The following is a 24,802-nucleotide window of genomic DNA, read 5'->3' on the forward strand; positions in this document are numbered from 1 at the left end:
GCAGCTCGCATCGTGGCGCTCATGCCAGCTGAATGCGGAGGCTACACGGCATGAGGATTAAAGCATCGGGTTATGAATGCTCAGCGTCAGACTCCTTACGAAATATTTTCGATTGGAAAGTTTGGCGCTGAATCGGCACTCGGCATTCGATTGGCACGCTCAGTTGCCGACGCAACGATAAAGGCCACCGGGATTTCAGGTATGAAGATTGCTCACCGGGCGCGCCGGTTAGCAAACGAGCTGAATAAAATGAATTGAGCCGCAGTGCGGCGGCCGGCAATGGAACAGGCGGCCTAGATGAAACTAACGCCGCCGTTGACGGCAATGGTTTGCCCCGTGACGAAGCCGTTGCCGACCACCATCAACACGACCTGTGCGACCTCATCGGCTTCACCGAGGCGGCCGACGGGCAGCCGCTCGGCGATGTTCGCGGCTTTCAGCGGCGCGGCCATCTCCGTGTCGATGGGTCCCGGCGCCACGGCGTTCACGGTCACGCCTTCCCGTGCCACGCGTGAGGCGTAGCCACGCGTCAAGCCTTCGAGACCCGCCTTCGATGCGTTGTAATGAATGCCGACGAGGCCTGCGCCGCGCGCGGCGACGGACGAAAGATTGACGATGCGGCCCCAGCGGCGTGCGCGCATGCCGGGCAGCACCGCCTGCGTGCAAAGAAACGCCGACTTGAGATTGACGGCGAGCGTATGGTCGAATTCGGCCTCCGTAATCGACTCGATGTCGCTGAACGTGCCCGTGCCGGCGTTGTTCACGAGCACATCGACCGCGCCGAGGCGGCGCTCGATCTCGCCAATCATGCTGGTGACGTCACTCGCCGACGACACATCGGCGCGCACCGCGAGCGCGCGGCCGCCGGCGCTTTCGATCTGCGCGACGACCTGGTCCGCTTCGTCAGCGCGCTGCCGGTAGTTCACGCCAACCGCCGCGCCAGCCGAAGCCAGTGCCAGGGCAATGGCCCGCCCGATCCCGCGCGAGCCGCCAGTCACGAGCGCAACGCGATGATTCAGGTCGGGCAACAGAGCGGACATGGTGGGCTCCTTCTGCGGTCGGTTTGCATTTTACAGCCGCCCTTGCGCATGACGCTCGCCTCGACGCGATCACGGCGCCGTGCCAATGCCGCCGCCCGGGCCCGCCAGTTCGCCGTCTACGCCCAGCTCAGCCGCGTGGCCGTGGGCGTTCACACGGCCGCCACGGCGCGAAAACGGCGGCGTGCGCAGCTTCGCGCGGCGACGCGGCCCGGAAACCGGGTCCAGATAAAACATGACGAGCGTGCCTGCCGCGGCGGCCGCTGCGAGATGGAACAGTGCCTTCATGGATGCCTCTCGATAGTTGCAACGCATGCAAAGCGCGGAATGCGGCGCGGTCGACTTGATTGAGTCGACCGGCCATTGCATCGATCCGCGCAGCCATTATGCCGCTGACAACTGTGCGTGAGGCGCCTGCATGGCTTCCGCTCTCAGGAAAAGCCCTCATCCCAGCGTGTATCGCGCACTTGCACCATGCCCGCTTCCACGCGCACTGCGAACACCGCGACGTCCTCATACGCGGGCGGCGCGAGAACCTTGCCCGTCTTGATGCAAAAACGGGCGCCATGGCGCGGGCAAATCACCTCGTCGCCCTCCACGGCGCCGCCCGTCAGCACGCCGCCGTCGTGCGGACAGGTATCCTCGATCGCATAACAGGTCCCTTCGAGATTGAATACGGCGACCGCCGTGCCGTCCACATCGACGCTGCGTACGGAACCCGGTTCAAACTCGGCGTATGGCGCCACGTCCACCCAGTCGGCCATATCAGAGCATCCCCAGTTGCAGCAGCGCCGCTTCGGACATGCGCGCTCTCGTCCACGGCGGGTCCCAAACCAACTCGACGTTCGTTTCGCTCACGCCTTCCACTTCGTTCACGTATTCTTCGACCGTGCCAGGGAAGGTTTGCGCGACCGGACAGCCCGGCGCGGTCAGCGTCATGCGGATCATCACGTGCCCCGTTTCGGCATCCACGTCGAGTTGATACACGAGCCCCAGATCATAGATGTTCACCGGTATCTCCGGATCGAACACCGAGCGCAACGCGTCGATCACGCGTTCGCGCAAGTCGTTGCTCACCGTTTGCGTATTCATCGTCATATGCCTCCAGGCCCGCGCGGCCTCATTCCGTCGATACGGTTCCGCGCTCGTCGCGCAACGCGGCGTGCAGCGTGTGCCACGCCAGCGTCGCGCATTTGATGCGCGCCGGAAATTCGCGCACGCCCGCGAGCACCGCGAGCTTGCCGAGACCTTCGGCAGAGGCCGGGCGGTCCGAAGGCGCCGTCGCCATCGCGTGGAAGCGTTCGAACAGCGCCTCGACTTCCGCCTGCGTGCGGCCCTTGAGCGCTTCGGTCATCAACGAAGCCGAAGCCGTGGCGATCGCGCACCCCGCGCCCTCGAACCCGGCGTCCTTGACCACGCCGTCCTCGATACGCAGATACAACGTGACGCGGTCGCCGCACAACGGGTTGTAGCCTTCGGCGCTATGCGTCGCGCCGGGCACCGTGTGGCAGTTCCGCGGCCGCCGGTAGTGGTCGAAGATCGTTTCCTGGTACAGGTCGCGCAAATCGCTCATAGCGGGAACACCTCTTCTACACGCGCGAGGCCGTCGAGCAGCGCGTCGACTTCGGCGCGTGTGTTGTACAGCGCAAACGAAGCGCGCACCGTGGCCGGCACGCCATAGCGGTCCATCACCGGCATCGCGCAATGATGGCCCGTGCGCACCGCCACGCCGCACTGGTCGAGTATCGTGCCGATGTCGTGGGCGTGCGCGTTCTCCATGACGAACGAGAGGATGCCGAGTTTTTCTTTCGCCGTTCCGATCCTTCGCACGTTAGGCATTCCACGCAATGCTTCGTCGGCATACGCGAGCAGATCGGCCTCGTGCCGTTGCGCGACTTCCAGGCCAATTGCACTTATGTAGTCCAGTGCCGCGCCGAGCCCGATCGCCCCCGCAATGTTCGGCGTGCCCGCTTCGAACCGCCATGGAATCACGTTGTACTCGGTCTTCTCGAACGTCACGGAGCGGATCATGTCGCCGCCGCCCTGCCATGGCGGCATGGCTTCCAGTAGCGCAGACTTCGCGTACAGCGCGCCAATGCCGGTCGGGCCATAGACCTTGTGACCCGAGAACGCATAGAAGTCGCAATCGAGCGCGACTACGTCCACGGGAACATGCGCGATCGCCTGCGCGCCGTCGACCAGCACCGGCACGCCGCGCGCATGCGCAAGTTCGATCATCTGTGCAAGCGGATTGACACTGCCCAGCGCGTTCGACGCATGCGACACCGCCACCATGCGCGTGCGTGAGCCGAGCAGGCGCGCGTAGGCGTCGAAGTCGAGCGTGCCGTCGTCGTCGATCGGCGCCACCTTCAGCACCGCGCCGGTCTGCGCGCAGACAAGTTGCCACGGCACGATATTCGAGTGATGCTCCATCGCGGTGATGAGCACTTCGTCGCCGGGCTCAAGGCGCGGCCGCGCGTAGCTTTGCGCCACCAGATTGATCGCTTCCGTGGTGCCGCGCGTGTACACGATCTCCTTCTCGTGCGTCGCGTGAATAAAACGCGCAATGCGCGCGCGGGCGCCCTCGTAGGCATCGGTCGCGCGCTGCGACAGCAGATGCACGCCGCGATGCACGTTGGCATTGTCGTGCTCGTAATAGGCCTGCTCGGCGGCGATCACGCTCGCGGGCTTCTGCGTGGTCGCCGCGTTGTCGAGGTACACGAGCGGCTTGCCGTGCACGCTTTCCCGCAGAATCGGAAAGTCGCGGCGCCAGGCCACGACCGCTTCGGCGTCGGGAATGCCCACCGGTTCGAGTAGATTCATGACAGTCCCCGCAGGTACTCGCCACCGGGCAGGCGCGCGAGCAACTGTTGCGTGAGCCGGCCGCGCAGCGCGGCGCTTTCCACGCGATCCACGCTCACGCGCGCGAACGACCACACGAGGAGCGCGCGCGCCATGCGCTCGTCTATGCCGCGCGAGCGCAGGTAAAAGAGCGGGCTCTCGTCGAGCTGGCCGACGGTCGCGCCGTGCGTGCACTTCACGTCGTCGGCGTGAATCTCCAGTTGGGGCTTCGTGTCGATCTCGGCGTTACGCGAGAGCAGCAGATTGTCGTTGCCTTGATGCGCATTCGTCTGCTGCGCGTCCTGATGCACGATCACGCGGCCGTCGAACACCGCATGCGACGCGCCGTCGAGCACGCCGCGATAGTATTCCCGGCTGGTGCCGCGCGGCATCTCATGGTCGATGCGCGTGTGATGATCCACGTGCTGCCGCGCGCTCACGAAATACAGGCCGTTCAGGTCGACTTGCGCGTCTTCTGCGTCCAGACGCGTGTCGATCTGCGTACGCGACAACGCGCCGCCGAACGCGAACGAGTGCGAGGTGAAGTGGCTCGCCCGCCGCTGCGAAACACCGACGTGCGCGATATGAAACGCGCTGCGCGCCTCCTGCTGGATGCGGCAATGCTGAACGTCGGCCTCTTCGTCGGCGACGATTTCCGTGGCGGTGTTGACGAAATAGGCTTCGTCGGTAATGCCCGCGAACTGCTCGACGATCGAGCAACGCGCCCCGCGCTCCGCGACCACCGCGTTGAACGGATGCATGGCAAGCGCAGCCTCGCTGCTGAAGAACAGCACGTGCAGCGGCCAGTCCAGCGCGCAGCCGGGCGGCAGCACGACCATGTAGCCGTCGCTGCGAAACGCGCCGTTGAGCGCCGCAAAGCCGTCCTCGGGCGCACGCCGCGCCATGATCGATTCGACCCGCTCAGGAATCCTGCGCATTGCCTGCGCGAGCGTGCCGACGAACGCGCCTTCCGGCAAGGGCGGCAACGACGAGAGCTTCGGCACGTGGCGGCCGTTCACGAACACGATACGCCCGCCCGCGTCGGCGGGCACGAGGTCGTCGATCAGGCGGGCGTAGTCGGTCTGCTCGCCGTCCGAAGGCATGAAATGCCAATGCGGCTTCGCAATCGGCATCACATTGGTGTATTTCCACGCTTCGAGTTGCGTGCCGGGAAAGCCCAGCGTCTCGAACCGGTCGAACGCGTGCCGTCTCGCCTTGCGCAACCACGGCAGCTCGACGCCAGCCAGCGTCCCCGCCATCGTGCGGAAGGCGTCGCGGTAATGCTCGCGCGTTGATTCGCTCATCGTTGCTCCCTGGCGGCTGCCGTGTGTTGCGTGCCGGCGCCCTGCCCCGCTGCCGGTTCGTCGCCATCCTGCCCGCCGAGCCAGCCATAACCCTTGCGCTCCAGCTCGAGCGCAAGCTCATGCGAACCCGAGCGCACGATGCGCCCCTGTGAAAGCACGTGTACCTGGTCCGGCACGATGTAGTCGAGCAGGCGCTGATAGTGCGTCACGAGCACGATGGCCCGGTCCGCGCTGCGCATCTGGTTCACACCACGGGCGACGAGTTGCAACGCGTCGATATCGAGCCCGGAATCGGTCTCGTCGAGAATGGCGAGACGCGGCTCCAGCACCGTCATCTGCAGCACCTCGTTGCGCTTTTTCTCGCCGCCCGAAAACCCTTCGTTCACGCCCCGGTAGAGCAGGTCTTCCTTCATCTCCATGGCCGCCATTTTTTCCTTCACCAGTGCGAGAAAGTCCATGGCGTCGAGTTCCGCCTCGCCACGATGCTTGCGCTGCGCGTTGAGCGCGGCCTTGAGCAGATAGATATTGCTCACGCCCGGTATTTCCACCGGATACTGAAACGCGAGAAAGAGCCCGCGGCGCGCGCGCTCGTCGGGCGCAAGCGCGAGCAGGTCGCAGCCGTCGTAGTGCACGCTGCCCCCCGTGACCACGTATTGCTCGCGCCCCGCCAGCACATGGGCGAGTGTGCTTTTGCCGGAGCCGTTCGGCCCCATGATCGCGTGAACCTCGCCCGCATTCACGCGTAAATCCACTCCGCGCAGAATCGGCTTGCTTTCCACTTCGACATTCAGATTGCGGATTTCCAGCATCCTTTTCTCCCTCTCAACCTACACTGCCTTCCAGGCTCACGCCCAGCAGCTTCTGCGCTTCCACGGCGAATTCCATCGGCAACTCCTTGAGCACGTCCTTGCAGAAGCCGTTGACGATCATCGACACCGCGTCCTCTTCACTGAGCCCGCGCTGGCGGCAATAGAACAACTGGTCTTCGCCGATCCGCGACGTCGATGCTTCGTGCTCGACTTTCCCGCTCGGGTTCTTCACCTCGATATACGGAAACGTGAAGGCGCTGCAGCGATCGCCGAGCAGCAGCGAATCGCACTGCGTGTAGTTGCGCGCGTTCTCGGCCGAGCGCGCCATTTTCACGAGGCCTCGATAGGCGTTCTTGCCGCGGCCGGCCGAGATGCCCTTCGAGAGAATCGTGCTGCGCGTGTTGCGACCGATATGCACCATCTTCGTACCGGTATCGGCCTGCTGATAGTGATTGGTGAGCGCCGCCGAATAGAACTCGCCGATCGAATTGTCGCCCTGCAAGATCACGCTCGGATACTTCCACGTAATGGCGGAGCCGGTTTCGACCTGGGTCCACGAAATCCGCGCGTTCGCCTCGCGGCAGTCGCCGCGCTTCGTCACGAAGTTGTAGATGCCGCCGCGCCCATGCGCGTCGCCCGGATACCAGTTCTGCACCGTCGAATAGCGGATTTGCGCGCCTTCCAGCGCGACGAGTTCCACCACGGCGGCGTGCAGCTGTTTTTCGTCGCGCATCGGCGCGGTGCAGCCTTCCAGGTAGCTCACGTAAGCGCCCTTGTCGGCCACGATGAGCGTGCGCTCGAACTGGCCCGTGTTGCGCGCGTTGATGCGGAAGTACGTGGACAACTCCATCGGGCAGCGCACGCCCGGCGGGATATAGCAGAACGAGCCATCGCTGAAGACAGCCGAGTTGAGCGTCGCAAAGAAGTTGTCGGTGTACGGCACGACCGAGCCGAGATACTGGCGCACGAGGTCCGGATGGTCGCGCACCGCTTCCGAAAACGAGCAGAAGACGATGCCAAGCTCGCCCAGCTGCCGCCGGAACGTCGTGGCGACCGACACGCTGTCGAATACCGCGTCCACGGCCACCCCCGCGAGCATCTCGCGCTCCTGCAGCGGCACGCCGAGCTTTTCGTAGGTGCGCAGGAGTTCCGGATCGACTTCGGCGAGGCTCTTCGGGCGGTTTGCCTGGGTAAGCGGCGCCGAGTAGTAGGCGATGTCCTGGAAGTCGATGGGCGGGTGTTCGATGCTCGCCCAATGCGGCTCGGCCATCGTGAGCCAATGCCGGTAGGCGGCGAGCCGCCATTCGAGCATGAAGTCCGGCTCCTGCTTGCGCGCCGAGATAAGACGGATCACGTCCTCGGACAAACCGCGCGGCAACGTGTCCGACTGCACGTCCGAAACGAAACCGTGACGATATTCCCGCCGCAGCAATTCCTCGAATGTTTTCGCTTGTGTATCCATGACGTTATTACGGTCTCCTTTACACTCATGAGCTCATTCTAGAACCCCTGGCAAAACCCTGGCATGGCCGGGGTTTAAGCAGAGCACATAAGGCGCGAAGCAGGCACGCGCGATGCGGAAGACCCTGTTGACAAGAGAGAAATGACAACGCATCCGCGTGAAGCCGACCCTTCCACTACTGGCCGTCAGTTTCTTCGCCGCGGACGTGCAGGCGGGCGCGGGCCCCTTTCTCGGCATCTATCTCCAGGCCCATGGCTGGACGCCGGAAACGATCGGCACCGTGCTGACCATGGGCGCGGTGATCGGCACGCTCGCGACAGTGCCCGGCGGCGCGCTCGTCGACGCCATTTATCACCGCCGCGCGGTGGTCGTCGGCGCCAGCCTGTTGACCATCGTGGCCGCTTGCGTCATCTGGCTTTCGCACGGCTACTGGCCGATCGCGTTTTCGCAGATCGCCACAGCCGTCGGGGGTTCGGTCATGGGCCCCGCGTTGACGGGATTGACGCTCGGCATGGTCGGCCGCAAGAACTTCGACCGGCAATACGGGCGCAACCAGGTCGCGAACCATGCCGGCAACATCATCGCCGCGGCGTTGTCCGGCGCGCTCGGATGGTGGCTCGGCATTGCCTATGTGTTCGTGCTGGGCGCGGCATTCGGTCTCGCGTGTATCGCGTCCGTGCTGCTCATTCCCCCGCGTTCGGTGCACCGGCACTACGCGCGCGGCCTCGTGCACGACGACGAAAAAGATCGTTCGCAGGTGCGCGCCGAACGCATGCGCATGTTGTTGCATTGCCGCCCCCTGCTGTTGCTCGCGGCGTCGCTTGCCGCGTTCAGTCTCGGCAATTCCGCCATGCTGCCGCTCTATAGTCTTGCCGTCGCGGCAGCCCATCACGGCGACGCTAACCAGATCACCGCCGCCAACATCATCATCTCGCAGATCGTGATGCTCACGGCCGCGGTCTTCGCAAGCCGCATCATTCGCCGCTGGGGCTTCTGGCGGGTCATTCTCGCGACGCTCCTCACGCTGCCGCTGCGCGGCGTGTTCGCCGCGTGGCTGGCGTCGCCGTGGGGCATCCTGCCCGTGCAGGTCCTCGACGGTCTCGGCTCCGGTTTGCAGAGCGTCGCCATCCCCGCGCTCGTGGTGCATTTGCTGCATGGCAGCGGCCGCGTGAATCTCGGTCAGGGTGCGGTGCTCGCGGTGCAGGCAGCGGGCGGCTGCCTGAGTCCGCTGCTGGGCGGGTGGCTCGCCAACCGCTTCGGCTATCCAGCGGCGTTTCTCGCGCTCGGCAGCCTCGCCGTCGTCGCGTTGGCCATCTGGGTCACGCAGGGCGCGACCATCCGCGGGTCGTGCGACATGCGCCGCGACGAACTGGAACAACTCGCCGACGTCGACACGTCGGCGTTGTTTCACTGACGACGATGGCCGCACGTCCACGCTTGCGGGCACGCGATTCGCGGCACCTTGCAGGGCATGACGATGAAGACCAGGGAGGAGCCATGAAGCCACTGCATGTTCCCGTCTGGGGCGCGATCGCCTGTTTGGCGCTCGCCGCCTCCTCGTTGTCCGTCAACGCACAGACCCAAACGCCCGCTCATCCCCCTGCGCCGCCGATGGTGAAACCGCCGGCAGCCGTGCCAGGCACGGCAAGCGAATCGAACCCCGCCAACCCCGATAACATGCCTGTGAAGAAACCCAAGGGGCCCGCCACCCACGACAAGATGATGCGCAGCGACCCCGCCAGCGACGCTCAGGCCAAATAGCACAAAAAGAAGCGCAAATAGGACTCACCCCTGGCTGCGCCAGGCTCTACCCTTTAACAATAGAACTCACGGAGGACCAGGATGAGAATCGAATTCACGAGTCGCCGTCACGCTGTGGCTGCCGCACGCGTCGCGTTCGAAGCCAACGTGGACAACCGCCCGGTATGGTGCAGCGTGTCGCTCGACGCGCTGAACGACCGCTTCGGCAACACCGGCACATCGGCGCATGCGCTATTGAGCGCCTTCGAGGCAAACCGCCCGAGCATCGAACTGGCCGCGCGGCACGCGCTGGAGAAAAACGGGGGCCAGTCCGTGGAGCTCGAAACGCGCGATCTCGAGTAAGCGCGCCGACGCAAGCGCAATGGCAATCGCAACCGGGTTCGAGTCGTCAGCCGAACGGGCCTGCTCCCGGCAGGGCTCGAGACTTCCCAAAGAACTGAAGAGCGCTCGCCCGGGTGCAAGTCTGGCGAAGCCGAGGTGTCCATAATGGCTGGCATCCGTACACTGCCGCTCGGTTCAATTGCGCATCGCAATCGGCTAATCTTTTCTTGCGTCCGCGACCAGCGCCACCCTTTCGTGTGCGTCGCGTTGTTTCCCCCGGCGCTTGCCGCGGAACGCACCTGCCAGCCGCACTACGCTTGAACCCGTTCGCCTCGACGCGACGGCCCTGACGTGACAAGGAGGCAGACATGGACGCATTACAGTGGGGAACCGCCATCGGCGTCATGGTATTGGTCATCGCGGCCACGGCCGTGATTGCGCACTATCGCCGCGAACGGCGCCGCGCAAGTCTGTTGCGCAACCTCCACCACCACAACGGCATCCGCTCTTCGCACCTGCGCTAGCCAGTCATACGCCAGCCGTCTTGCGCGCACATCTGGAGCATGGTGCGCAGCCGTCCGATATCGGCGGGCTTCGCGAGATGCGCATGGAAACCGGCCGCCAGCGCCGCCGCCCGGTCGCTGTCCGAAACATGCCCGCTCAGCGCGACCAGCATCACGTTGGCGTGATCCGGCATGGCGCGCATGCGCTCCGCCAGTTCGTAGCCGTTCATGCCCGGCATGCCGATATCGACGAGCGCAAGATGCGGCTTCCATTGCCTCAGCATAGTCAGTGCGCTCGCGCCGTCGCCGGCCGTTCTGACTTCATGCCCTTCCAGTTCGAGCAACGCGCCGAGTGCGAAACACGCGTCGGCATTGTCGTCGACGATGAGCACGCGCGCCGGGCCGTTGCCCGCCAGCACGGCGGGGAGCGGCTTGACGGTTTCGGCGCTGCCGGTTCGCACGGGAATCGAGAGGCGCGCCAGCGTGCCGCGTCCGATTCCCTCGCTCGTCACGAGAATCTCGCCGCCATGCAACTGTGCGAGACGCTGCGCAATGGGAAGTCCGATGCCGAGGCCCCCTTCCAGCCGCGCGCTCTTGCCCGCGAATTGCGCAAACGGCTCGAAAATGCGCGAGAGCACGGCCGGGTCGATCCCGATGCCGTTGTCGCGAATCGAGATCTCGACACAGCGCGCGCCGCCCGTGCTCTTCTGTTCGACGACGAGCGTAATCTCGCCGCCGTCAGGCGTATAGCGCACGGCATTGGAAAGCAGGTTCACGATCACCTGCGTGAGCCGCGTCGGGTCTGCGAACAACCGCAGGTCGCCGGCAAGCGGCCGCACGCTCAGCGTATGCCTGCGCGCCTGCACACGCTCGCGGATGGAGGCGAGCGCGTCGGAGAGGATTTCGTTCAACGACGCATCGGTGGGATCGACGTTCAACTTGTCATGGTCCAGGCGCGACGCATCCTGTAGTTCGTCCATCAGACGTTTGAGCTGCGCGATCTGGCGCTGCGCAACCGCGAAGTATTCGCGCTGCGGCGCGCGATCTTTGCAGATCATCTGGAGCGCCTGAAACGCGTTTTCGAGCGGCGCGAGCGGATTGCGGAACTCGTGTGCGAGCACGGCGATCACTTCCGAATAGCGCTGTGTCTGCATGCGGCTATGGTCGCGCGCCTCGACCAGATCGAGCGCCGAGCCGGCCACGGCGGCAAACTCGCCGAGCACCCGCTGGTCTTCGCGGGAGAAACGCGATCGTTCCTCGAGCGAGGCGACCCAGATCGCGCCCAGTGGCCGCCCTTTCGAAACGATAGGCAGAATGAGCGCCTCCTGGACGTCGGCGCATGCGGGGGCGAGAATTGGGAAATCGTCGCTCAACGCGGTGAAAAGCAGCGGCTTGCCGGCTTCGAGCACGGCGGCGCACGGACAGTCGCTCCAATGGATTCGGCTTCCGCACAGGTTCGCGAACTTGCCGGCCACGCTGTGCCAGCGAAAGTAGCGCTCTTCGCCTTCGCGCTCCAGCAAACTGATGCCGGCCGATTGCGCGCAGCACAAACGCATCGCAAAGTCTGCAATCCTCTGCAACAGCACTTCGCGCGAGTCCAGTTGCGCGGTGACCAACGCGAGAAGCGCCTGGTTCTCGCGCGCATGGTCGGGCGCGCGAGACGGTCGCGCATCGATATCGGCGATAGCGGGCGACCTGCGTTTCGGTGCCATTGCGGTCTCCTCCGGTGGCCCGATGAAGCTATTTATGTCGTGGTAATGGGGCTGAGACATTTTATGCACCGCCGAAGAGAATGTTAATTGCCGCAGGATGTTCGTAATGGCAGCATTCCGGACAGGTGCTCACTGCACACCGCAGCGCGAATTACGCGCAATACAGCGGACGAAAAAAACGGAAACAGTGACGGCGAGTGACAAAAACGCCCGGAATTCCGGGCGTTTTTTTCGAAGGGGACGCTGCTGCTTCAGACCTTGCGCGCGCGGAGATATTTGAAGAACTCTGCGCCCTCCTGCAGGCGCCGCTTCATCATTTCCCAACTCACCAGCATCTCGCGGACGATCTCCCAGATCTTCGACGGCCGGAAATAAAAGCGCTTGTAGAACTCCTCGACGCCAAGGTAGATCTCTTCGCGCGACAGGTGCGGATAGCCGATCGTCGAGGCCTGCGTACCGGCCGAATTGATGAGCGTGATGACCTTGGTATCGTTCAGCCAGCCATTTTCGACCGCCTGCTTATGAAGCACGGTACCGGGATAAGGCGCGGCGAGCGAGACCTGGATGGTATGGGGATTGATCTCTTTTGCGTACTGAATGGTCTTCTGGATCGTTTCGTGCGTCTCGCCCGGCAACCCGAGGATGAAGGTCCCGTGAATCTTGATGCCGAGCTTGCGGCAAGCCTCGCTGAACTGGCGCGCGAAGTCCGTGCGCACGCCCTTCTTGACGTTCACGAGAATCTGGTCGTCGCCGGATTCGAAGCCCACGAGCAACAGACGCAAGCCGTTGTCCTTCATCACCTTGAGCGTCGAGTACGGTACGTTCGCCTTGGCGTTGCACGACCACGTCACGCCCAGCTTGCCCAGCCCGCGCGCGATCTCTTCGGCGCGCGGCCTGAGATCGGTGAACGTGTCGTCGTCGAACATGATCTCCTTGATTTCGGGCATGTTGTCCCGAATCCATTTCACCTCTTCCAGCACGTGCTCGACCGAGCGCGTGCGATAACGATGCCCCCCCACCGTATGCGGCCAGAGGCAAAAGGTGCAGCGGGACTTGCAGCCGCGCCCCGTGTAGAGCGAGAGATACGGATGCTTGAGATAGCCGCTGAAATAATGCTCGGGCGTGAGGTCGCGCTTGTAGATCGGCGAGACGAAAGGAAGCTGATCCATGTCTTCGAGGATCGGCCGCGCGTCGTTGTGCATGATGCCGCCGTCGGGCAGCCGATAGCTCAGGCCCAGGATCGATTCGAACGGCCGCCCCTGGGAGATCTCGAGGCAGGTGAAATCGAATTCTTCGCGGCACACGAAATCGAGCGCGTCGCTCGCAGTCAGTGAACCATGCGGATCGACCGCCACCTTGGCGCCGATCATGCCGATGAGGACCGTGCTCTTGCGCCGCTTCAGGTGCTCGGCGAACTGGATGTCGCTCTGGAACGAGGGCGAACTCGTGTGAATGATAATGAGTTCGTATTCCTGTGCAATATCCAGGGTCGCTTCGAGCGTCAGGTCGTCTGCGGGAGCATCCACCACGCGGCTGCCTTCGACCAGCGCGGCGGGCTGAACGAGCCACGTGGGATACCAGAACGAGCGGATTTCGCGCTTCGTTTGAAAGCGCGAGCCCGCGCCGCCATCGAAGCCTTCGTACGAAGGTGCCTGCAGAAACAGCGTTTTCATGAATGCCCTCGGAGAAAAATCGTGAATTTGTCTCGAAGCCTACAAAAACATGACACTTTGCTGGATGGCAGCTTTGCCCGGGTCAAGAATACTACGACTTGCTGCCGCGGCACGTCGAAATAATGTCTGTACCACTTATCGAAACCCCCACTTAACAAGGCCGCCGCCGGTTGGAACACTGCAGAACAACCGCATTCGTCGGCATGAGCGATGCTTTCTGTACTATATTTTTTGACAGCCGCAGCAGCATTCACAGCGCTCCAACGCGGGAGGCGAAGTATGTCGCGACATCACGACATGCCGGAAGGCGTGCCGGTTGGCAATGGCCACCGTATCAGCCCAGCGGACTTTCTGTTGATGGCGGGCTTTCTCGCCTACCGCGCCCCGCTCGCGTCGGTCGATGCCCGCGCGGCGGCCCGACGTATTCTCGATGCGGTTCTCTGTGCCGCGGCCGCGCACGGCTTCGCGGACTCGGCAGCGCTGGAATCCATGATGGCGAGTGCAGAGAAATCGGCAGATGTGCGCAGTCTCGCGGAGCAAGCCAGCGCTGCAGTGGGTGACACGTTCGCTTACATGCAGGTGATCCGCGGGGCGGGCGTCGCGCTGGAAGCCGACCCTTATACGCTGATTACTTGAGATCCGGCGTTCCCGCGGCGGCGCGTATGCGCAGAACCGTCTGCCGCGAAGTGCCGAAGCGCCGTGCCACTTCGCTCACCGAGAGTCCGCTGCCCAGCGAACTCATCACGCGCGCGCGGTCGTGCGCCGAAAGCGAGGCGGGCCTGCCCGTGGGACGCCCGCTGCGCTGCGCGAGCTTCAGGCCGTTGCGGCTGCGTTCGCTGCGCGCGGCCGCCTCCATGCGGACCACCGCGCGCAGCATCTTGACCGCTTGCGGCTCGGGGCGCCCCGTGAGATCGACGCCGCCCAGTTCGACACAGCGCACGCCAATTTTCCCCTTGCGGCAGTTGAGCAGCGTAGCGAGCACGTCGCGCGCGTTGCAGCCCAAAGCGGAAAGCTGCAGGACCACCAACTCGTCCTCGGCATCGATGCGTCCAAGCAGCCTGGTCAACGCGGGCCGTTCGGCGGCGGCTACATACGGCGCCACCGCGTCGATGGCCACGCGGCTGAGCGCCACGGTGTAGCCCGCCTTGTCGAGCTGGATCAGCTCCCGCTCGGGAAACTCGCCGTCGCTCGCGCCGTTGATGTAGAAGAACGTCCGTTGCACACGTGGCTCCCGTACTCGCCCGGAGGCTCGCGAACTAGCGTCTCAAGCGCGCGAAAGTCGCCAGCAGATCTTCGAGCTGTACCGGCTTTTTGAGGTGCGCGTCGAAACCCGCCTGCTCGGACTGCTCCACATCGGCCTCCTGGCCAAAGCCGCTCAGCGCGATGCAGATCACGGATTCGAGCGCGGGCTGCGAACGCAGCTTGCCAATGAACTCGTACCCGTCCATGCCCGGCATGCCGAGATCGGAGAGCACGAGATCCGGCGCGTTGCCGTTGAGCAGCGTCAGCGCTTCCTCGCCGCTCGTGGCCGTCTGCACATTCGCGCCTTCGCTCTCCAGCAGCAGCTTGAACGTCTCGACCGTGGTGGCGTCGTCGTCGACCATCAGGATATGGAGCCCCTGCAGCGACGCCACGGCCGCGCCGTCGTGGCTTTCCGCATGCGCGAACGAACGCTGCATCGGCAGCGTCACCGTGAACGTCGCGCCGCGCCCCAGGCCCTGCGACTCCGCGCGCACGCTGCCGCCGTGGATCGTCACGAGTTCCCGCACGAGCGCAAGGCCAATGCCGAGACCCGAGCGCCGCGCGGCGGACTGCCGGCTTTGCTTGTACATGTCGAAGATATGCGGCAGGAGCGCCGGTTCGATGCCGGTGCCGGTGTCTTTCACGCGCAGCACGGCTTCGTCTTCGGCGACCTCCAGCGAGACGTCCACCGAACCGCGATGGGTGAACTTCATGGCATTGCTGATGAGGTTCCAGACAATCTGCTCGATGCGCGTGAAATCGGCATGCAGGATCACCGGCGTCTGTGTGACCGAGACGTTCAGCGCAATGCCGCGCTGCTGCGCCTCGAACTGCACGGCGTGGCAAACGCGCTGCACGATCTCGCGCATGTCCACCGCCGAGCGCATGACCGAAAGCTTGCCGGTACGCACGCGCGAAATATCCAGCAGGTCGTCGATGATCTGCGCCTGACCGACCACGGTGCGCCGGATTGTGTCCGCCGCGCGCGTGAGGTTCAGGCTCTGGCGCGTTTCCGGCGCCCGCGCAATGAGTTCGGCGCTCGCCGAGATCAAGTTCAGCGGATGCTTGAGTTCGTGCGACACCACCGCGAGAAACTCGTCCTGGCGCCGCTGCCCGTCGCGCTCGCCGGCGTCGCGCACCTGTTCGAGGGTGGCGTTGTGCAGGTCCGCGTCCGCGGGCACGAGCTCGCCCAGGTCGCGCGCGATCTTGGCAAAGCCGCTGACGCCCGCTTCGTCGAGGCGCGAGAGCACGCCGCTCGCGAAAAAGCGCGTGCCGTCCTTGCGCAGGTGCCAGCGTTCCTCGTCGGTGCGGCCATGCTGGCGCGCGAGCGCGAACTCGCGGTCGGCGACCTTGTTCACGCGGTCTTCTTCGGTCGAGAGCAGATCGGCGGACTGACCGATCATTTCGGCCTCCGTATAACCGAAAATGCGTTCCGCGCCCGCGTTCCAGCTCGTGATGTAACCTTCGTCGTCGAACGTGATGATCGCGTAGTCCTTCGTGCCCTCGGCGACGATGCGCATGCGCCGCTCGCCTTCGCGCAACTGGTCTTCGGCCTGGCGGCGCCCGGTGATGTCGATGAACGAGAGCACCGCGCCGTCGATACGGTCTTCGGTCGTGCGATACGGCACGAAGCGCGCGAGATACCAGCGCCCGTCGTTGCTCTTCAGCTCGCGCTCGATCAGGCGCAGCGAGTCGAAGGCTTCGGCGGCGTCGTCGGCGAGCTTGTCGTATTCGAGCCGGTGCGTGATGTCGAGCAGCGAGCGGCCGATATCCGAAGGAATGATGCTGAACACGTCGGTCGCGCGCGGCGTGTAGCGCTTGATGCAGATGTTGCGGTCCACGAAGATCGTACCGATATCGTTCGCCGCGATCAGGTTCTGCAAGTCGTCGTTGATCTTGCTGGTCTCTTCGACCTTCGACTTCAGCTCCGCGTTGACGGTGGTGAGCTCCTCGTTGATCGACTGCAGCTCTTCCTTGCTGGTTTCGAGTTCCTCGGTCGCCGAGCGCAGTTCCTCGTTGATCGCCTGCAGTTCCTCGTTGGACGCCTTCAGTTCTTCCGTCGAGGTTTCCGACTGCTCGATGGTCGACTGCAGCTGCTCCTTGGTGCGCTGCAGTTCGCGTTCGAGCTGGGTGATGATCGGGTCCTTCTGCACGTCTACGGAAGCCGTTTCCACCCCGCTCATGCTGTCTTCGACTTCGTCGAAGAGCACGAGCACGAAGTCGGCGTTCGCCTCGGGGTCGTGCACCGGCCGCGCCGTCATGTTGACGAAATACGAGCGCCCGTCGCGCTCCAGACGTACGCGCCGCGCCTCGACGCTGCGGTTCGTGTGCAGCGCCTGGTAGATCGCGGTGCGCAGCTCGAGCCGCAATTCCGGGCGCACGGCGGCGACGATGTTGTGCGAAGGCTCGCCGCCCGAATACTGGAGGAAGCGGCCCGCGCGGTCGGACAGATGCACGATTTCCGAATCGCGGCTCACCAGCACGCTAGGCGGCGCGTACTGTTCGACGAGGCGCTGGTGCAGGTCGCCGAACGAAAAGCGGCGGCGCCCCGGCGGCTGCACAGTCGCGACCACGGGCCGCGCGTTCATCGTGCCGGCAATCGCCACGGGCACGGGCGTGTCGCCGCGCACCGCCATGTTCGCCCGGTAAATGCGGTTGCGCTTGTCCACCACGGTGAACATCGAACTCACGCTGTCCGCGGATTCGGAACTGCCGAGGAACAGCACGCCGCCCGGCCGCAGTGCGAAGTGGAACATCTTGAGGATTTCGATCTGCGCTTCGCGGTCGAGATAGATCAGCAGGTTGCGGCAGCAGATCAGGTCGAGGCGCGAGAACGGCGGATCGCTCAGCACGTTGTGATGCGCGAACAGCATGTGCTCGCGCAGTTCTTTCTTCACACGATAATGCGCGGCGTCCTTGGAGAAGAACTGGCGCACGCGTGCCGGCGTGACGTCGGCGAGGATCGAGTCAGGGAAGAGCCCCGTGCGCGCGAACGAAATCGCGCGTTCGTCGATGTCGGTTGCGAACACCTGGAACGAGGTGCCTTCCGTCGACTTGAGCGAGCGCTCCTGGAGCAGCATCGCCAGCGAATAGGCTTCCTCGCCCGTGGCGCAGCCCACGGACCACACGCGGATGCGGTCCTGTTCGCCGCGCCCTTCGAACAGCTGCGGCAGGACCTCGCGCTCGAGCACGTCGAACGCTTCCTTGTCGCGGAAGAAGTTGGTGACGCTGATGAGCATGTCCTGCAGCAGCGCCTGGGTTTCCTCGGGATGCAGATGCAGATGGTCCCGGTACGCCTGCAGGTCGGTGATGCCGTTGACCTGCAAGCGCCGTTCGATGCGGCGCAGGACGGTGGCGCGCTTGTAGTGGCGGAAATCGTGCGCCGTGCGCGTGCGCAGGATGATCATGATCTCGCGCAGCGCCCGCTCGGCCGCCTCGTTGATATGCTCTTCGCGCCGCTCCTCGCTTTCCGCGACCGGCAGTTGAATTTCCTTCGTCGTCGACCAGAGGTCCATCAGACGCTGCGGCATCTCCGCCGCCGTGGTGACGAAGTCGACCATGCCGGTGGCGATGGCGCTGCGCGGCATGCTGTCGTATTCCGCCTCCGCGGGATCCTGGGCAAACGTGATGCCGCCCATCTCCTTGACGCGCGAGAGGCCGGCGGAGCCGTCCGAGCCCGCGCCCGAGAGCACGATGCCGATGGCGCGCTCGTGATGCGTTTCGGCGAGCGTGCGGAAGAACACGTCGATCGCCGCGCGGCGGCCCTCCTGAGGCTGACTGGGAGAAACGCGCAGATAGTCGTCCACCATCGCCAGATCGAGTGACGGTGTGATGACGTACACATGGTCGGGCTCGATGGGCGTCGGGCTCGTCACCTCCACCACGGGCATGTCGGTCGCCTTGCGCAGCAGCGCGGCCATACTGCTTTCGTGGTCGGGCGCGAGATGGACGACCACGACGAACGCCATCGAGGTGTGGGAGGGAAGGGATTCGAAGAAGGCCAGCAGCGCGCTAAGGCCGCCTGCCGATGCGCCGATACCGACGATCGGATAATTGGTCTGGCTGCGGGGCATATGGCCACGTCGTTTCGGCATGATCGCCAGGTCCTGAAGTTGGAATGAATCGCGTTCGCACTCGCGCGCTCAGGCCGCGGGTGCTGCGCCGACATTATCCCTCCAGGAGCATCGACTGCAATAGTCCTGCCGCATCGCCCGCACGCCGCGCGGTTTCCTCCTCCCGCTGCTGCGCATCGCGGTCGCCGCACTGCCGGTAGTGTTCGCTCTGGGCACGGCTCATCGATTCGCGCTCGCGCAGCGCGCGCAGCGCGTCGCGCAACGAGCGCTCCACGTCGCGGCTGCGGCCCCGGTTGAGCGAGGCCGCCGTGTAGGCGTGGCCCGTATGGCAGCGGTAGCGCAGCAGACGCGAGTAGTCGAGGCGCCAGAGCGTGCCGTTGCACTCGGGGCAGGTGAACGTCGAAGGCGTGCCGATGCTGGTCAGATCGCCGGCCAGGCCATTGCCCTCGCGCCAGGCGCGCAGCTCCGTGCTGACGAGCCCGGCGGCGCGGCGTCTCGCGACGCCTTCCTCGGCCGTTGCGGGCGGCGCGCGGTCCGTCAATTCCACGAGCCGGTGGGCCACGCCCGCGAGCGGCAGGATGTAGTCGGCGAACGGCGCAGCGTTGAGCGGCATTTCGCTGGCGAAGGCGTCGGACGGGTCCTGGACGATCCCGGTGCCGCCGCAGGCCTGGATGGCCTCGAGACCGGCCGCGCCGTCGTCCAGCAGGCCCGTAAGAATCACGCCGATGCTGCGCGGGCCCAGTTCCGCGGCCACGCTGCGAAAGAGCGGGTCGATGGCCGGACGGGCAAAGTTTTCCTTCGCGGCATGCACGAGCCGCAGATGCGAGCCCTCCACGATCATGTGCTGGTCGGGGGGCGCCACGTAAATCCTGCCGCGCGCCCAGGTTTCGCCGTCCGCGGCATGCACTGCGCGCAGCGGGCCTGCGCTGTTGAGCAGCGAAGGCAGATGGCTGTAGTGGCTGCCCACATGGAGCACGATTGCGATCGTCGCCCGCAAGTCGGGCGGAAGCGCGGACACAAGACTTCGAAGCGCATCGACGCCGCCCGACGATGTGCCTATGGCGATGAAGTCTCGGTAGATCAATTGGTGTCCAGGCTGGCAGGTGAATCGGGATCAATCCGTCACTTTGCGCAATTGCCGTGCCTGCAGGGGTGGCAGAGAGCGAGCGCGGGGGCCGCGGCATCTGCCTTGCTGTTTCGTCGGGGACTGACGAACAGGACGGAGGGCAGGCCGATGACACGATCCACGCGCGCCGCCGCGGCCATGGCGAGCGTCGCGGCGGGCGCCGCGCTCGCCATGTGGTCCACGCGCAGCCTGCGCGAAGCTGCGCACGCACGTGCGAGCGGCAAGCACGTGGCCGCAGCGCGCAGCTTCAATCATGGGTCGGCGCTGCTCGCGCTCTCCGTACTGGCCGACAGCGCCATGGAGCACTATCGCGGCTCGTTCGAAAACCGTGCGATGTACCTGCCGCCCGCCGTGGCGCTCTGCTCGCTCGCCGCGGCGCTGCATGGCGGCGCGGACCGGCGCGCGGCCTCGCACGGGCTGCGTCACGCGATCCAGCTCACCAGCGCCGCGACCGGCGTGACGGGCACCGCCTTCCATCTTTACAACGTGACGAAGCGGCCCGGCGGATTCAGCTGGCATAACGCCTTTTACGGCGCGCCGGCGGGCGCACCCTTCGCGCTGGTGCTCTCCGGCGTGCTGGGCGCAGTCGCCGAGCAGTTGCGCGACGAGCCCGGGCACGACCCGCAGCTCTTCGGCATGCCCGCGGGCAAGGCGCTCGCGCTGGTGGCGGGCGTGGGGCTGCTCGGCACAGCGGCCGAGGCGGCGCTGCTGCACTTTCGCGGCGCGTTCCAGCATCCGGCGATGTACGCGCCCGTGACCATCGTGCCTGTGAGCAGCGCGTTGCTCGCGCATGCGGCGTGGGCCCCGCCCCGCCATGCGGCCCGCGCGAGCGTGTTCGCGCGCTTCTGGCTGCGGCTCACGGCGGCGCTCGGTTTTGCGGGCTTCGGCTTTCATGCGAACGGCGTGGCGCGCGCGCAGGGCGGCTGGCGCAACTGGTCGCAAAATCTGTTCGCGGGGCCGCCCCTGCCCGCGCCGCCCGCCTTCAGCGCGCTCGCGCTCGCGGGGCTTGCGGCGTTGCGCATGCGGGAGACCGAACGATGACCCGAACGCCGACCTATCCCGGCTACGACGTGCTTGCCAAACGCGACACGCCTTCGTGGGACGCCCCCACGCGTGCGGTGATCGCGGCGCGCCTGAACACCCCGAACCAGGCGCGCTATCTCGGTCCATCGCAGTGGCAAACGCTGCTCGCGCTGTGCGACACGATCGTGCCGCAGCCCGGCAACGTCAATGGCGTGCACGCTCCGGGCGTGCCGGTCGCCGCGCTCGTGGAAGGCAAACTGCTCGACGACCGCCGCGACGGGTTTCGCGACGCCCGCCTGCCGCCGTTGCGCGCCGCCTGGGAGACGGGGCTCGCCGCCCTCGATGCGGAAAGCGTGAAAGCCTCCGGGGAGCCCTTTGCCCAGTTGGACGACGAACGGCGGCGTGCGCTCGTCGCCCGCATGCAGCGTGGCGAGCTGCGCAGCCGGGCCTGGCACGGCATGCCGTGCGACCTGTTCTTCGCGAAGCGCGTGCTGCACGACGTGAGCGCCGCGTACTGGTCGCACCCGCTCGCGTGGAATGCGATGGGCTTTGGCGGCCCGGCGAATCCGCGCGGCTACGTGCGCCTCTATACGAACCGGCGCGATCCTTGGGAAGCCGTCGAAGCCGCCGACGAAAGCGACGCGGCGCACGAGGCCGCCCGCAGGGAGAACGAGCGTGTGCGCTGATCTCGCCGACTCGACCGACGCCAGCGAAGCGCCGCGCGGCAAACACGGCCGCGCGCCCGACGTGTTCCGGCGCGGTGGCTGGATCCCCATGCACGAATACGCGCTCGACGATCCGGTGGATTTCGCCATCGTCGGCACCGGCGCGGGAGGCGCGACGCTCGCCTGCCGGCTTGCGGAGGCGGGCTTTCGCGTGGTGGCGTTCGACGCGGGCGCATGGTGGCGGCCCCTCGAAGAATTCGCCTCCGACGAGACCCACCAGGCCAAGCTCTACTGGACCGACGAACGCATCTGCGACGGCGAAAACCCCTTGCAGCTGGGCAGCAACAACAGCGGCCGTGCGGTGGGCGGCAGCACCGTCCACTTCGCCATGGTCTCGCTGCGCTTTCGGCCCGAGTGGTTTCAATCGCGCACCAAACTCGGCTATGGCGTGGATTGGCCGCTCGACTGGCGCGAGATGTGGCGCTACTACACCGAGGTCGAGCAGGCGCTCGGCATCTCCGGGCCGGTGAACTATCCGTGGGGACCCAAACGCCCGCGCTATCCGTATCGCGCGCATGAAATCAACGGCGCGGGCCTCGTGCTCGCCCGCGGCTGCGAGGCGCTCGGCATTCCCTGGGCGCCCACGCCGCTCGCGACGCTCTCCGCGCCGCGCGGCGACGCGCATCAGTGCGTCTATCGGGGCTTTTGCGTGTCGGGCTGCGCGACCAACGCGAAGCAGAGCGCGCTCGTCACGTGGATTCCCCGCGCCGTGCGCGCGGGCGCGGAAATCCGCGATCTCGCGATGGTGGGCCGCATCGAAACCGACGCGCTGGCTCGCGCCGCCGGCGTGCATTTTCATCGCGAGGGGCGCTGGCATTTCCAGCGCGCGCGCAACGTGGTCGTGGCGGGGTACGCCATCGAAACGCCGCGCCTGCTGCTGCTCTCCGCGAACGGTCGCTTTCCCGAAGGCCTGGCGAACCGCTCGGGACTCGTCGGCAAGAATCTCATGGTGCAGACGAACCAGGCCGCGTGGGGCGTATTCGACGACGAAATCCGCTGGTACAAGGGGCCGCCTTCGCTGGCGCTCACCGAACACTGGAACTATCAGGACGAAGGCAAGGACTTTCACGGCGGCTATTGCTACATGAGCCAGGGCCCGCTTCCGCTCGTCTGGGCGGCGACGCAAACGAGCCGCGGCCTGTGGGGCGACGCGCTCATGCGCGAGATGACGAAGTACAACCATCAGGCGGGTCTCAAGATGGTGGGCGAGACGCTCCCGCAGGAACGCAACCGCGTGACGCTCGCCGACGAGAAAGACGCGCTCGGCCTGCCCGTCGCACGCGTCACATGGTCGATGGGCGAGAACGACCGCCGGCTCGTGAACCACGCGCTGGACTATATGAGCCGTGCATTGGAGGCGGCGGGCGCGCGCGACATCTGGACCCAGGACGACGACACCTGCCACCTGAACGGCACGGCGCGCATGGGCAGCGACGCGCAAACGAGCGTCGTCGATGCGGACTGCCGCTCATGGGACATTCCGAATTTATGGATTTGCGACGGCTCCGTGTTTCCGACCGTAGGCGGCGTCAATCCTTCGCTCACCATCCAGGCCGTTGCGTGCCGCACCGCCGACCGCATCAAGACGCTGGCCGCGCGCGGCGAGCTTTGATGACCATCGCGCGGGCACGCGTCGTGCGTTGACGCAGATGTTTTTCAAAAGGAGGCCATCATGCCACTCAGCAAGGGAAAAACTCGCGAAGCGATCTCGAAGAACATCAAGACGGAAGTGAAGCAAGGCAAGTCGCAGAAGCAAGCCGTTGCCATCGCGCTGAACCAGGCGCGCAAATCCGGCGCGAAGATTCCGAAGAAGAACCAGAAGTGATCGGGCGCGCCGCGCACGCGGCGCGTCTTTCATCACGCGTTTCGTGTTTCGTGAGTTAGCCATCCTCGCCGACTTCGGCAGGTTCCGGCAGGTCCGGCAACTGGTGCGGCTCCGCCTGAGGGGCGCCGGATTCGCGCTCGTCGGGTTCTGCGCCGCCGCCCGGATCGTTCTTTTTCGGCGGCGTGACGGGCTCCATCTGGACGCGTCGAAAACGGGGCAGGTCGTAAGGGCTTTGCATGCTCGATCTCCATAAAAAACGCCGGTAAAAGCGCGTAGCGGGACTGCCGGGATCGCGCAGCGCGTGTGCCTGGCTCGCGCAGCGATGAGGCGTGCATGGGCATGCCGGGTGCGCAGGCGAAAAACGTTCTGGACGCCTACGCTGCTGCGCCGCTCATGACCCCTCTTGCCTACTTCCTGCACAGCGCGGGCCCCGCATCGGGTCCGGTGCAGGCGCTCGACTGGGGCCTCGCCGTCCTGTGCGTGGGCGTGTGCATCGTCATAGCGTCGTTGCTCTATCTGGCGATCCGGCGCAGGCGTCGCGGTGGCGCGGCGCAAGATGAAGCTTTGTTACAAACCAACGTGGCCGACGAGCAAGGCGAGCGCACGGCGAACCGCATCGTTGCCGTCGGCACGGCCATTTCATCGGTCCTGTTGCTGGGCGCGCTCGTGGCGATGCTGCGCGTGCTGGCCGCCGTGGCCGACCCGCCGCGCGAGCCTTCGCTCACCGTGACCGTCACGGCTTACGACTGGTGGTGGAAAGTGAGCTATCGAACGCCCGAGGGCGCGAGCTTCGAAACCGCCAACGAAATCCACATTCCCACGGGCGAGCCCGTGCGCGTCGATCTGCAAAGCGCCGACGTCGTGCACGCGTTCTGGGTTCCGGCGCTCGCGGGCAAGACGCAGGCCATACCCGGCCAGGTCAATCACCAGTGGATCGAGGCCGACCATCCCGGCGTATGGCGCGGGCAGTGCACGCAGTTCTGCGGGGCACAGCACGCGCACATGGCCATGGAAGTGGTCGCGCAAGCCCCCGCCGATTTCTCGCGCTGGCTCGATGCGCAACGGCAGCCCGCAGCGGCCGCGCAAAGCGGCGCGGCGCAGCGCGGCGAGCAGCTTTTCGCCGCGCGCTGCGGCGGCTGCCATGCCGTGCGCGGCACGCAGTCGGGCGGCATGCAGGCGCCCGACCTCACGCATCTCGCCTCGCGGCGCCTGATCGCCGCGGGCACGCTCGCCAACACATCCGTCAACCGGCTCGACTGGGTCGCGCACGCGCAGCAGCGCAAACCCGAATCGCTCATGCCCGACATTGCCCTCACTCCGGCCGAGGCGAGCGACCTCGGCGCGTGGCTCGACACACTCCAGTGA

26 protein-coding genes are annotated in these 24,802 nt (G+C 65.5%); 11 read left to right on the forward strand and 15 right to left on the reverse strand.

Annotated features, from left to right (window positions below; genetic code table 11):
* Positions 1-72 precede the first annotated feature (72 nt).
* Complete coding sequence (locus BFD71_RS40325; protein WP_141710580.1) at positions 73-258, forward strand: hypothetical protein; 186 nt, start codon at positions 73-75, stop codon at positions 256-258.
* Between the two features lie 35 nt (positions 259-293).
* Here the strand turns inward: BFD71_RS40325 and BFD71_RS05615 are convergent, their stop codons facing one another.
* The 9 genes from BFD71_RS05615 to sufB form a co-directional block, all read right to left on the reverse strand.
* Positions 294-1,040, reverse strand: a complete 747-nt coding sequence (locus tag BFD71_RS05615) for an SDR family NAD(P)-dependent oxidoreductase (protein WP_069262272.1) — start codon at positions 1,038-1,040, stop codon at positions 294-296.
* A 69-nt stretch (positions 1,041-1,109) separates the two neighbouring features.
* Entirely contained in the window at positions 1,110-1,325 is a 216-nt protein-coding gene (locus BFD71_RS05620; protein ID WP_069262273.1) for a hypothetical protein, read from the reverse strand.
* Between the two features lie 143 nt (positions 1,326-1,468).
* On the reverse strand, positions 1,469-1,801 hold the full coding sequence (locus tag BFD71_RS05625) for a non-heme iron oxygenase ferredoxin subunit (protein WP_069262274.1): 333 nt from the start codon (positions 1,799-1,801) through the stop codon (positions 1,469-1,471).
* A gap of 1 nt (position 1,802) precedes the next feature.
* The gene (locus tag BFD71_RS05630) at positions 1,803-2,129 is read right to left on the reverse strand and encodes an SUF system Fe-S cluster assembly protein (RefSeq protein ID WP_083245094.1); all 327 of its coding nucleotides are present in this window, start codon (positions 2,127-2,129) and stop codon (positions 1,803-1,805) included.
* A gap of 28 nt (positions 2,130-2,157) precedes the next feature.
* Positions 2,158-2,610: a Fe-S cluster assembly sulfur transfer protein SufU gene (gene sufU, locus BFD71_RS05635; protein WP_069262276.1), complete on the reverse strand. Its 453-nt coding sequence runs from the start codon at positions 2,608-2,610 to the stop codon at positions 2,158-2,160.
* Positions 2,607-3,860, reverse strand: a complete 1,254-nt coding sequence (locus BFD71_RS05640) for a cysteine desulfurase (RefSeq protein ID WP_069262277.1) — start codon at positions 3,858-3,860, stop codon at positions 2,607-2,609. The genes sufU and BFD71_RS05640 overlap by 4 nt, the downstream gene beginning before the upstream one ends.
* Positions 3,857-5,182 (reverse strand): Fe-S cluster assembly protein SufD, encoded by a 1,326-nt coding sequence (gene sufD / locus BFD71_RS05645; RefSeq protein ID WP_069262278.1) that lies wholly within the window; start codon positions 5,180-5,182, stop codon positions 3,857-3,859. The genes BFD71_RS05640 and sufD overlap by 4 nt, the downstream gene beginning before the upstream one ends.
* Positions 5,179-5,991, reverse strand: a complete 813-nt coding sequence (sufC, locus tag BFD71_RS05650; RefSeq protein WP_069262279.1) for a Fe-S cluster assembly ATPase SufC — start codon at positions 5,989-5,991, stop codon at positions 5,179-5,181. Before sufC ends, sufD begins: the two co-directional genes overlap by 4 nt.
* A gap of 13 nt (positions 5,992-6,004) precedes the next feature.
* Positions 6,005-7,453, reverse strand: coding sequence for a Fe-S cluster assembly protein SufB (sufB, locus tag BFD71_RS05655; RefSeq protein ID WP_069262280.1), 1,449 nt, complete (start codon positions 7,451-7,453; stop codon positions 6,005-6,007).
* Positions 7,454-7,610: 157 nt separating this feature from the next.
* Between sufB and BFD71_RS05660 the strand changes: the two genes are divergently transcribed.
* The 4 genes from BFD71_RS05660 (at position 7,611) to BFD71_RS41325 (ending at position 10,059) form a co-directional block, all read left to right on the forward strand.
* Positions 7,611-8,867 carry an MFS transporter gene (locus BFD71_RS05660; RefSeq protein ID WP_069262281.1) on the forward strand — a complete coding sequence of 419 codons (1,257 nt, stop codon included), beginning with the start codon at positions 7,611-7,613 and terminating at the stop codon, positions 8,865-8,867.
* A gap of 83 nt (positions 8,868-8,950) precedes the next feature.
* Positions 8,951-9,214: a hypothetical protein gene (locus tag BFD71_RS05665; RefSeq protein WP_069262282.1), complete on the forward strand. Its 264-nt coding sequence runs from the start codon at positions 8,951-8,953 to the stop codon at positions 9,212-9,214.
* A gap of 81 nt (positions 9,215-9,295) precedes the next feature.
* Positions 9,296-9,556 (forward strand): DUF1488 domain-containing protein, encoded by a 261-nt coding sequence (locus tag BFD71_RS05670; protein ID WP_028204289.1) that lies wholly within the window; start codon positions 9,296-9,298, stop codon positions 9,554-9,556.
* 347 nt (positions 9,557-9,903) lie between these two features.
* Positions 9,904-10,059 (forward strand): hypothetical protein, encoded by a 156-nt coding sequence (locus tag BFD71_RS41325; protein WP_169739106.1) that lies wholly within the window; start codon positions 9,904-9,906, stop codon positions 10,057-10,059.
* On the opposite strand, the gene BFD71_RS05675 is transcribed toward BFD71_RS41325, so the two are convergent.
* Both BFD71_RS05675 and hpnJ read right to left on the reverse strand, forming a co-directional pair.
* The gene (locus BFD71_RS05675; protein WP_069262283.1) at positions 10,056-11,750 is read right to left on the reverse strand and encodes a hybrid sensor histidine kinase/response regulator; all 1,695 of its coding nucleotides are present in this window, start codon (positions 11,748-11,750) and stop codon (positions 10,056-10,058) included. The two genes, BFD71_RS41325 and BFD71_RS05675, sit on opposite strands and share 4 nt — an antisense overlap.
* Before the next feature lie 251 nt (positions 11,751-12,001).
* On the reverse strand, positions 12,002-13,423 hold the full coding sequence (gene hpnJ, locus BFD71_RS05680) for a hopanoid biosynthesis associated radical SAM protein HpnJ (RefSeq protein WP_069262284.1): 1,422 nt from the start codon (positions 13,421-13,423) through the stop codon (positions 12,002-12,004).
* A 297-nt stretch (positions 13,424-13,720) separates the two neighbouring features.
* On the opposite strand from hpnJ, the gene BFD71_RS05685 reads away from it, so the two are divergent.
* Positions 13,721-14,059 carry a hypothetical protein gene (locus BFD71_RS05685; protein WP_256094501.1) on the forward strand — a complete coding sequence of 113 codons (339 nt, stop codon included), beginning with the start codon at positions 13,721-13,723 and terminating at the stop codon, positions 14,057-14,059.
* On the opposite strand, the gene BFD71_RS05690 is transcribed toward BFD71_RS05685, so the two are convergent.
* The 3 genes from BFD71_RS05690 to BFD71_RS05700 all read right to left on the reverse strand — a co-directional run bounded on the left by BFD71_RS05690 (position 14,052) and on the right by BFD71_RS05700 (position 19,822).
* Positions 14,052-14,645: a recombinase family protein gene (locus BFD71_RS05690; protein ID WP_069262286.1), complete on the reverse strand. Its 594-nt coding sequence runs from the start codon at positions 14,643-14,645 to the stop codon at positions 14,052-14,054. The genes BFD71_RS05685 and BFD71_RS05690 overlap by 8 nt on opposite strands.
* 34 nt (positions 14,646-14,679) lie before the next feature.
* The gene (locus BFD71_RS05695; RefSeq protein WP_069262287.1) at positions 14,680-18,759 is read right to left on the reverse strand and encodes a CheR family methyltransferase; all 4,080 of its coding nucleotides are present in this window, start codon (positions 18,757-18,759) and stop codon (positions 14,680-14,682) included.
* Between the two features lie 73 nt (positions 18,760-18,832).
* Positions 18,833-19,822, reverse strand: coding sequence for a chemotaxis protein CheB (locus BFD71_RS05700; RefSeq protein ID WP_069262288.1), 990 nt, complete (start codon positions 19,820-19,822; stop codon positions 18,833-18,835).
* A gap of 150 nt (positions 19,823-19,972) precedes the next feature.
* Here BFD71_RS05700 and BFD71_RS05705 point away from each other — a divergent pair, with 150 nt between their 5' ends.
* Genes BFD71_RS05705 through BFD71_RS41330 form a run of 4 tightly spaced genes read left to right on the forward strand, consistent with a single transcriptional unit; the run spans position 19,973 to position 23,437 of the window.
* Positions 19,973-20,905: a hypothetical protein gene (locus BFD71_RS05705; RefSeq protein WP_069262289.1), complete on the forward strand. Its 933-nt coding sequence runs from the start codon at positions 19,973-19,975 to the stop codon at positions 20,903-20,905.
* On the forward strand, positions 20,902-21,573 hold the full coding sequence (locus BFD71_RS05710; RefSeq protein WP_069262290.1) for a gluconate 2-dehydrogenase subunit 3 family protein: 672 nt from the start codon (positions 20,902-20,904) through the stop codon (positions 21,571-21,573). The genes BFD71_RS05705 and BFD71_RS05710 overlap by 4 nt, the downstream gene beginning before the upstream one ends.
* Positions 21,563-23,224 carry a GMC family oxidoreductase gene (locus BFD71_RS05715; RefSeq protein ID WP_069262291.1) on the forward strand — a complete coding sequence of 554 codons (1,662 nt, stop codon included), beginning with the start codon at positions 21,563-21,565 and terminating at the stop codon, positions 23,222-23,224. Before BFD71_RS05710 ends, BFD71_RS05715 begins: the two co-directional genes overlap by 11 nt.
* 60 nt (positions 23,225-23,284) lie before the next feature.
* On the forward strand, positions 23,285-23,437 hold the full coding sequence (locus BFD71_RS41330; RefSeq protein ID WP_176732830.1) for a DUF6496 domain-containing protein: 153 nt from the start codon (positions 23,285-23,287) through the stop codon (positions 23,435-23,437).
* 55 nt (positions 23,438-23,492) lie between these two features.
* On the opposite strand, the gene BFD71_RS05720 is transcribed toward BFD71_RS41330, so the two are convergent.
* Positions 23,493-23,675 carry a hypothetical protein gene (locus tag BFD71_RS05720; protein ID WP_069262292.1) on the reverse strand — a complete coding sequence of 61 codons (183 nt, stop codon included), beginning with the start codon at positions 23,673-23,675 and terminating at the stop codon, positions 23,493-23,495.
* Between the two features lie 95 nt (positions 23,676-23,770).
* On the opposite strand from BFD71_RS05720, the gene coxB reads away from it, so the two are divergent.
* Positions 23,771-24,802 (forward strand): cytochrome c oxidase subunit II, encoded by a 1,032-nt coding sequence (coxB, locus tag BFD71_RS05725; protein WP_069262293.1) that lies wholly within the window; start codon positions 23,771-23,773, stop codon positions 24,800-24,802.

Source organism: Paraburkholderia nodosa (assembly GCF_001718195.1).
In the GTDB taxonomy this organism is placed as follows: Bacteria; Pseudomonadota; Gammaproteobacteria; order Burkholderiales; family Burkholderiaceae; genus Paraburkholderia; species Paraburkholderia nodosa_A.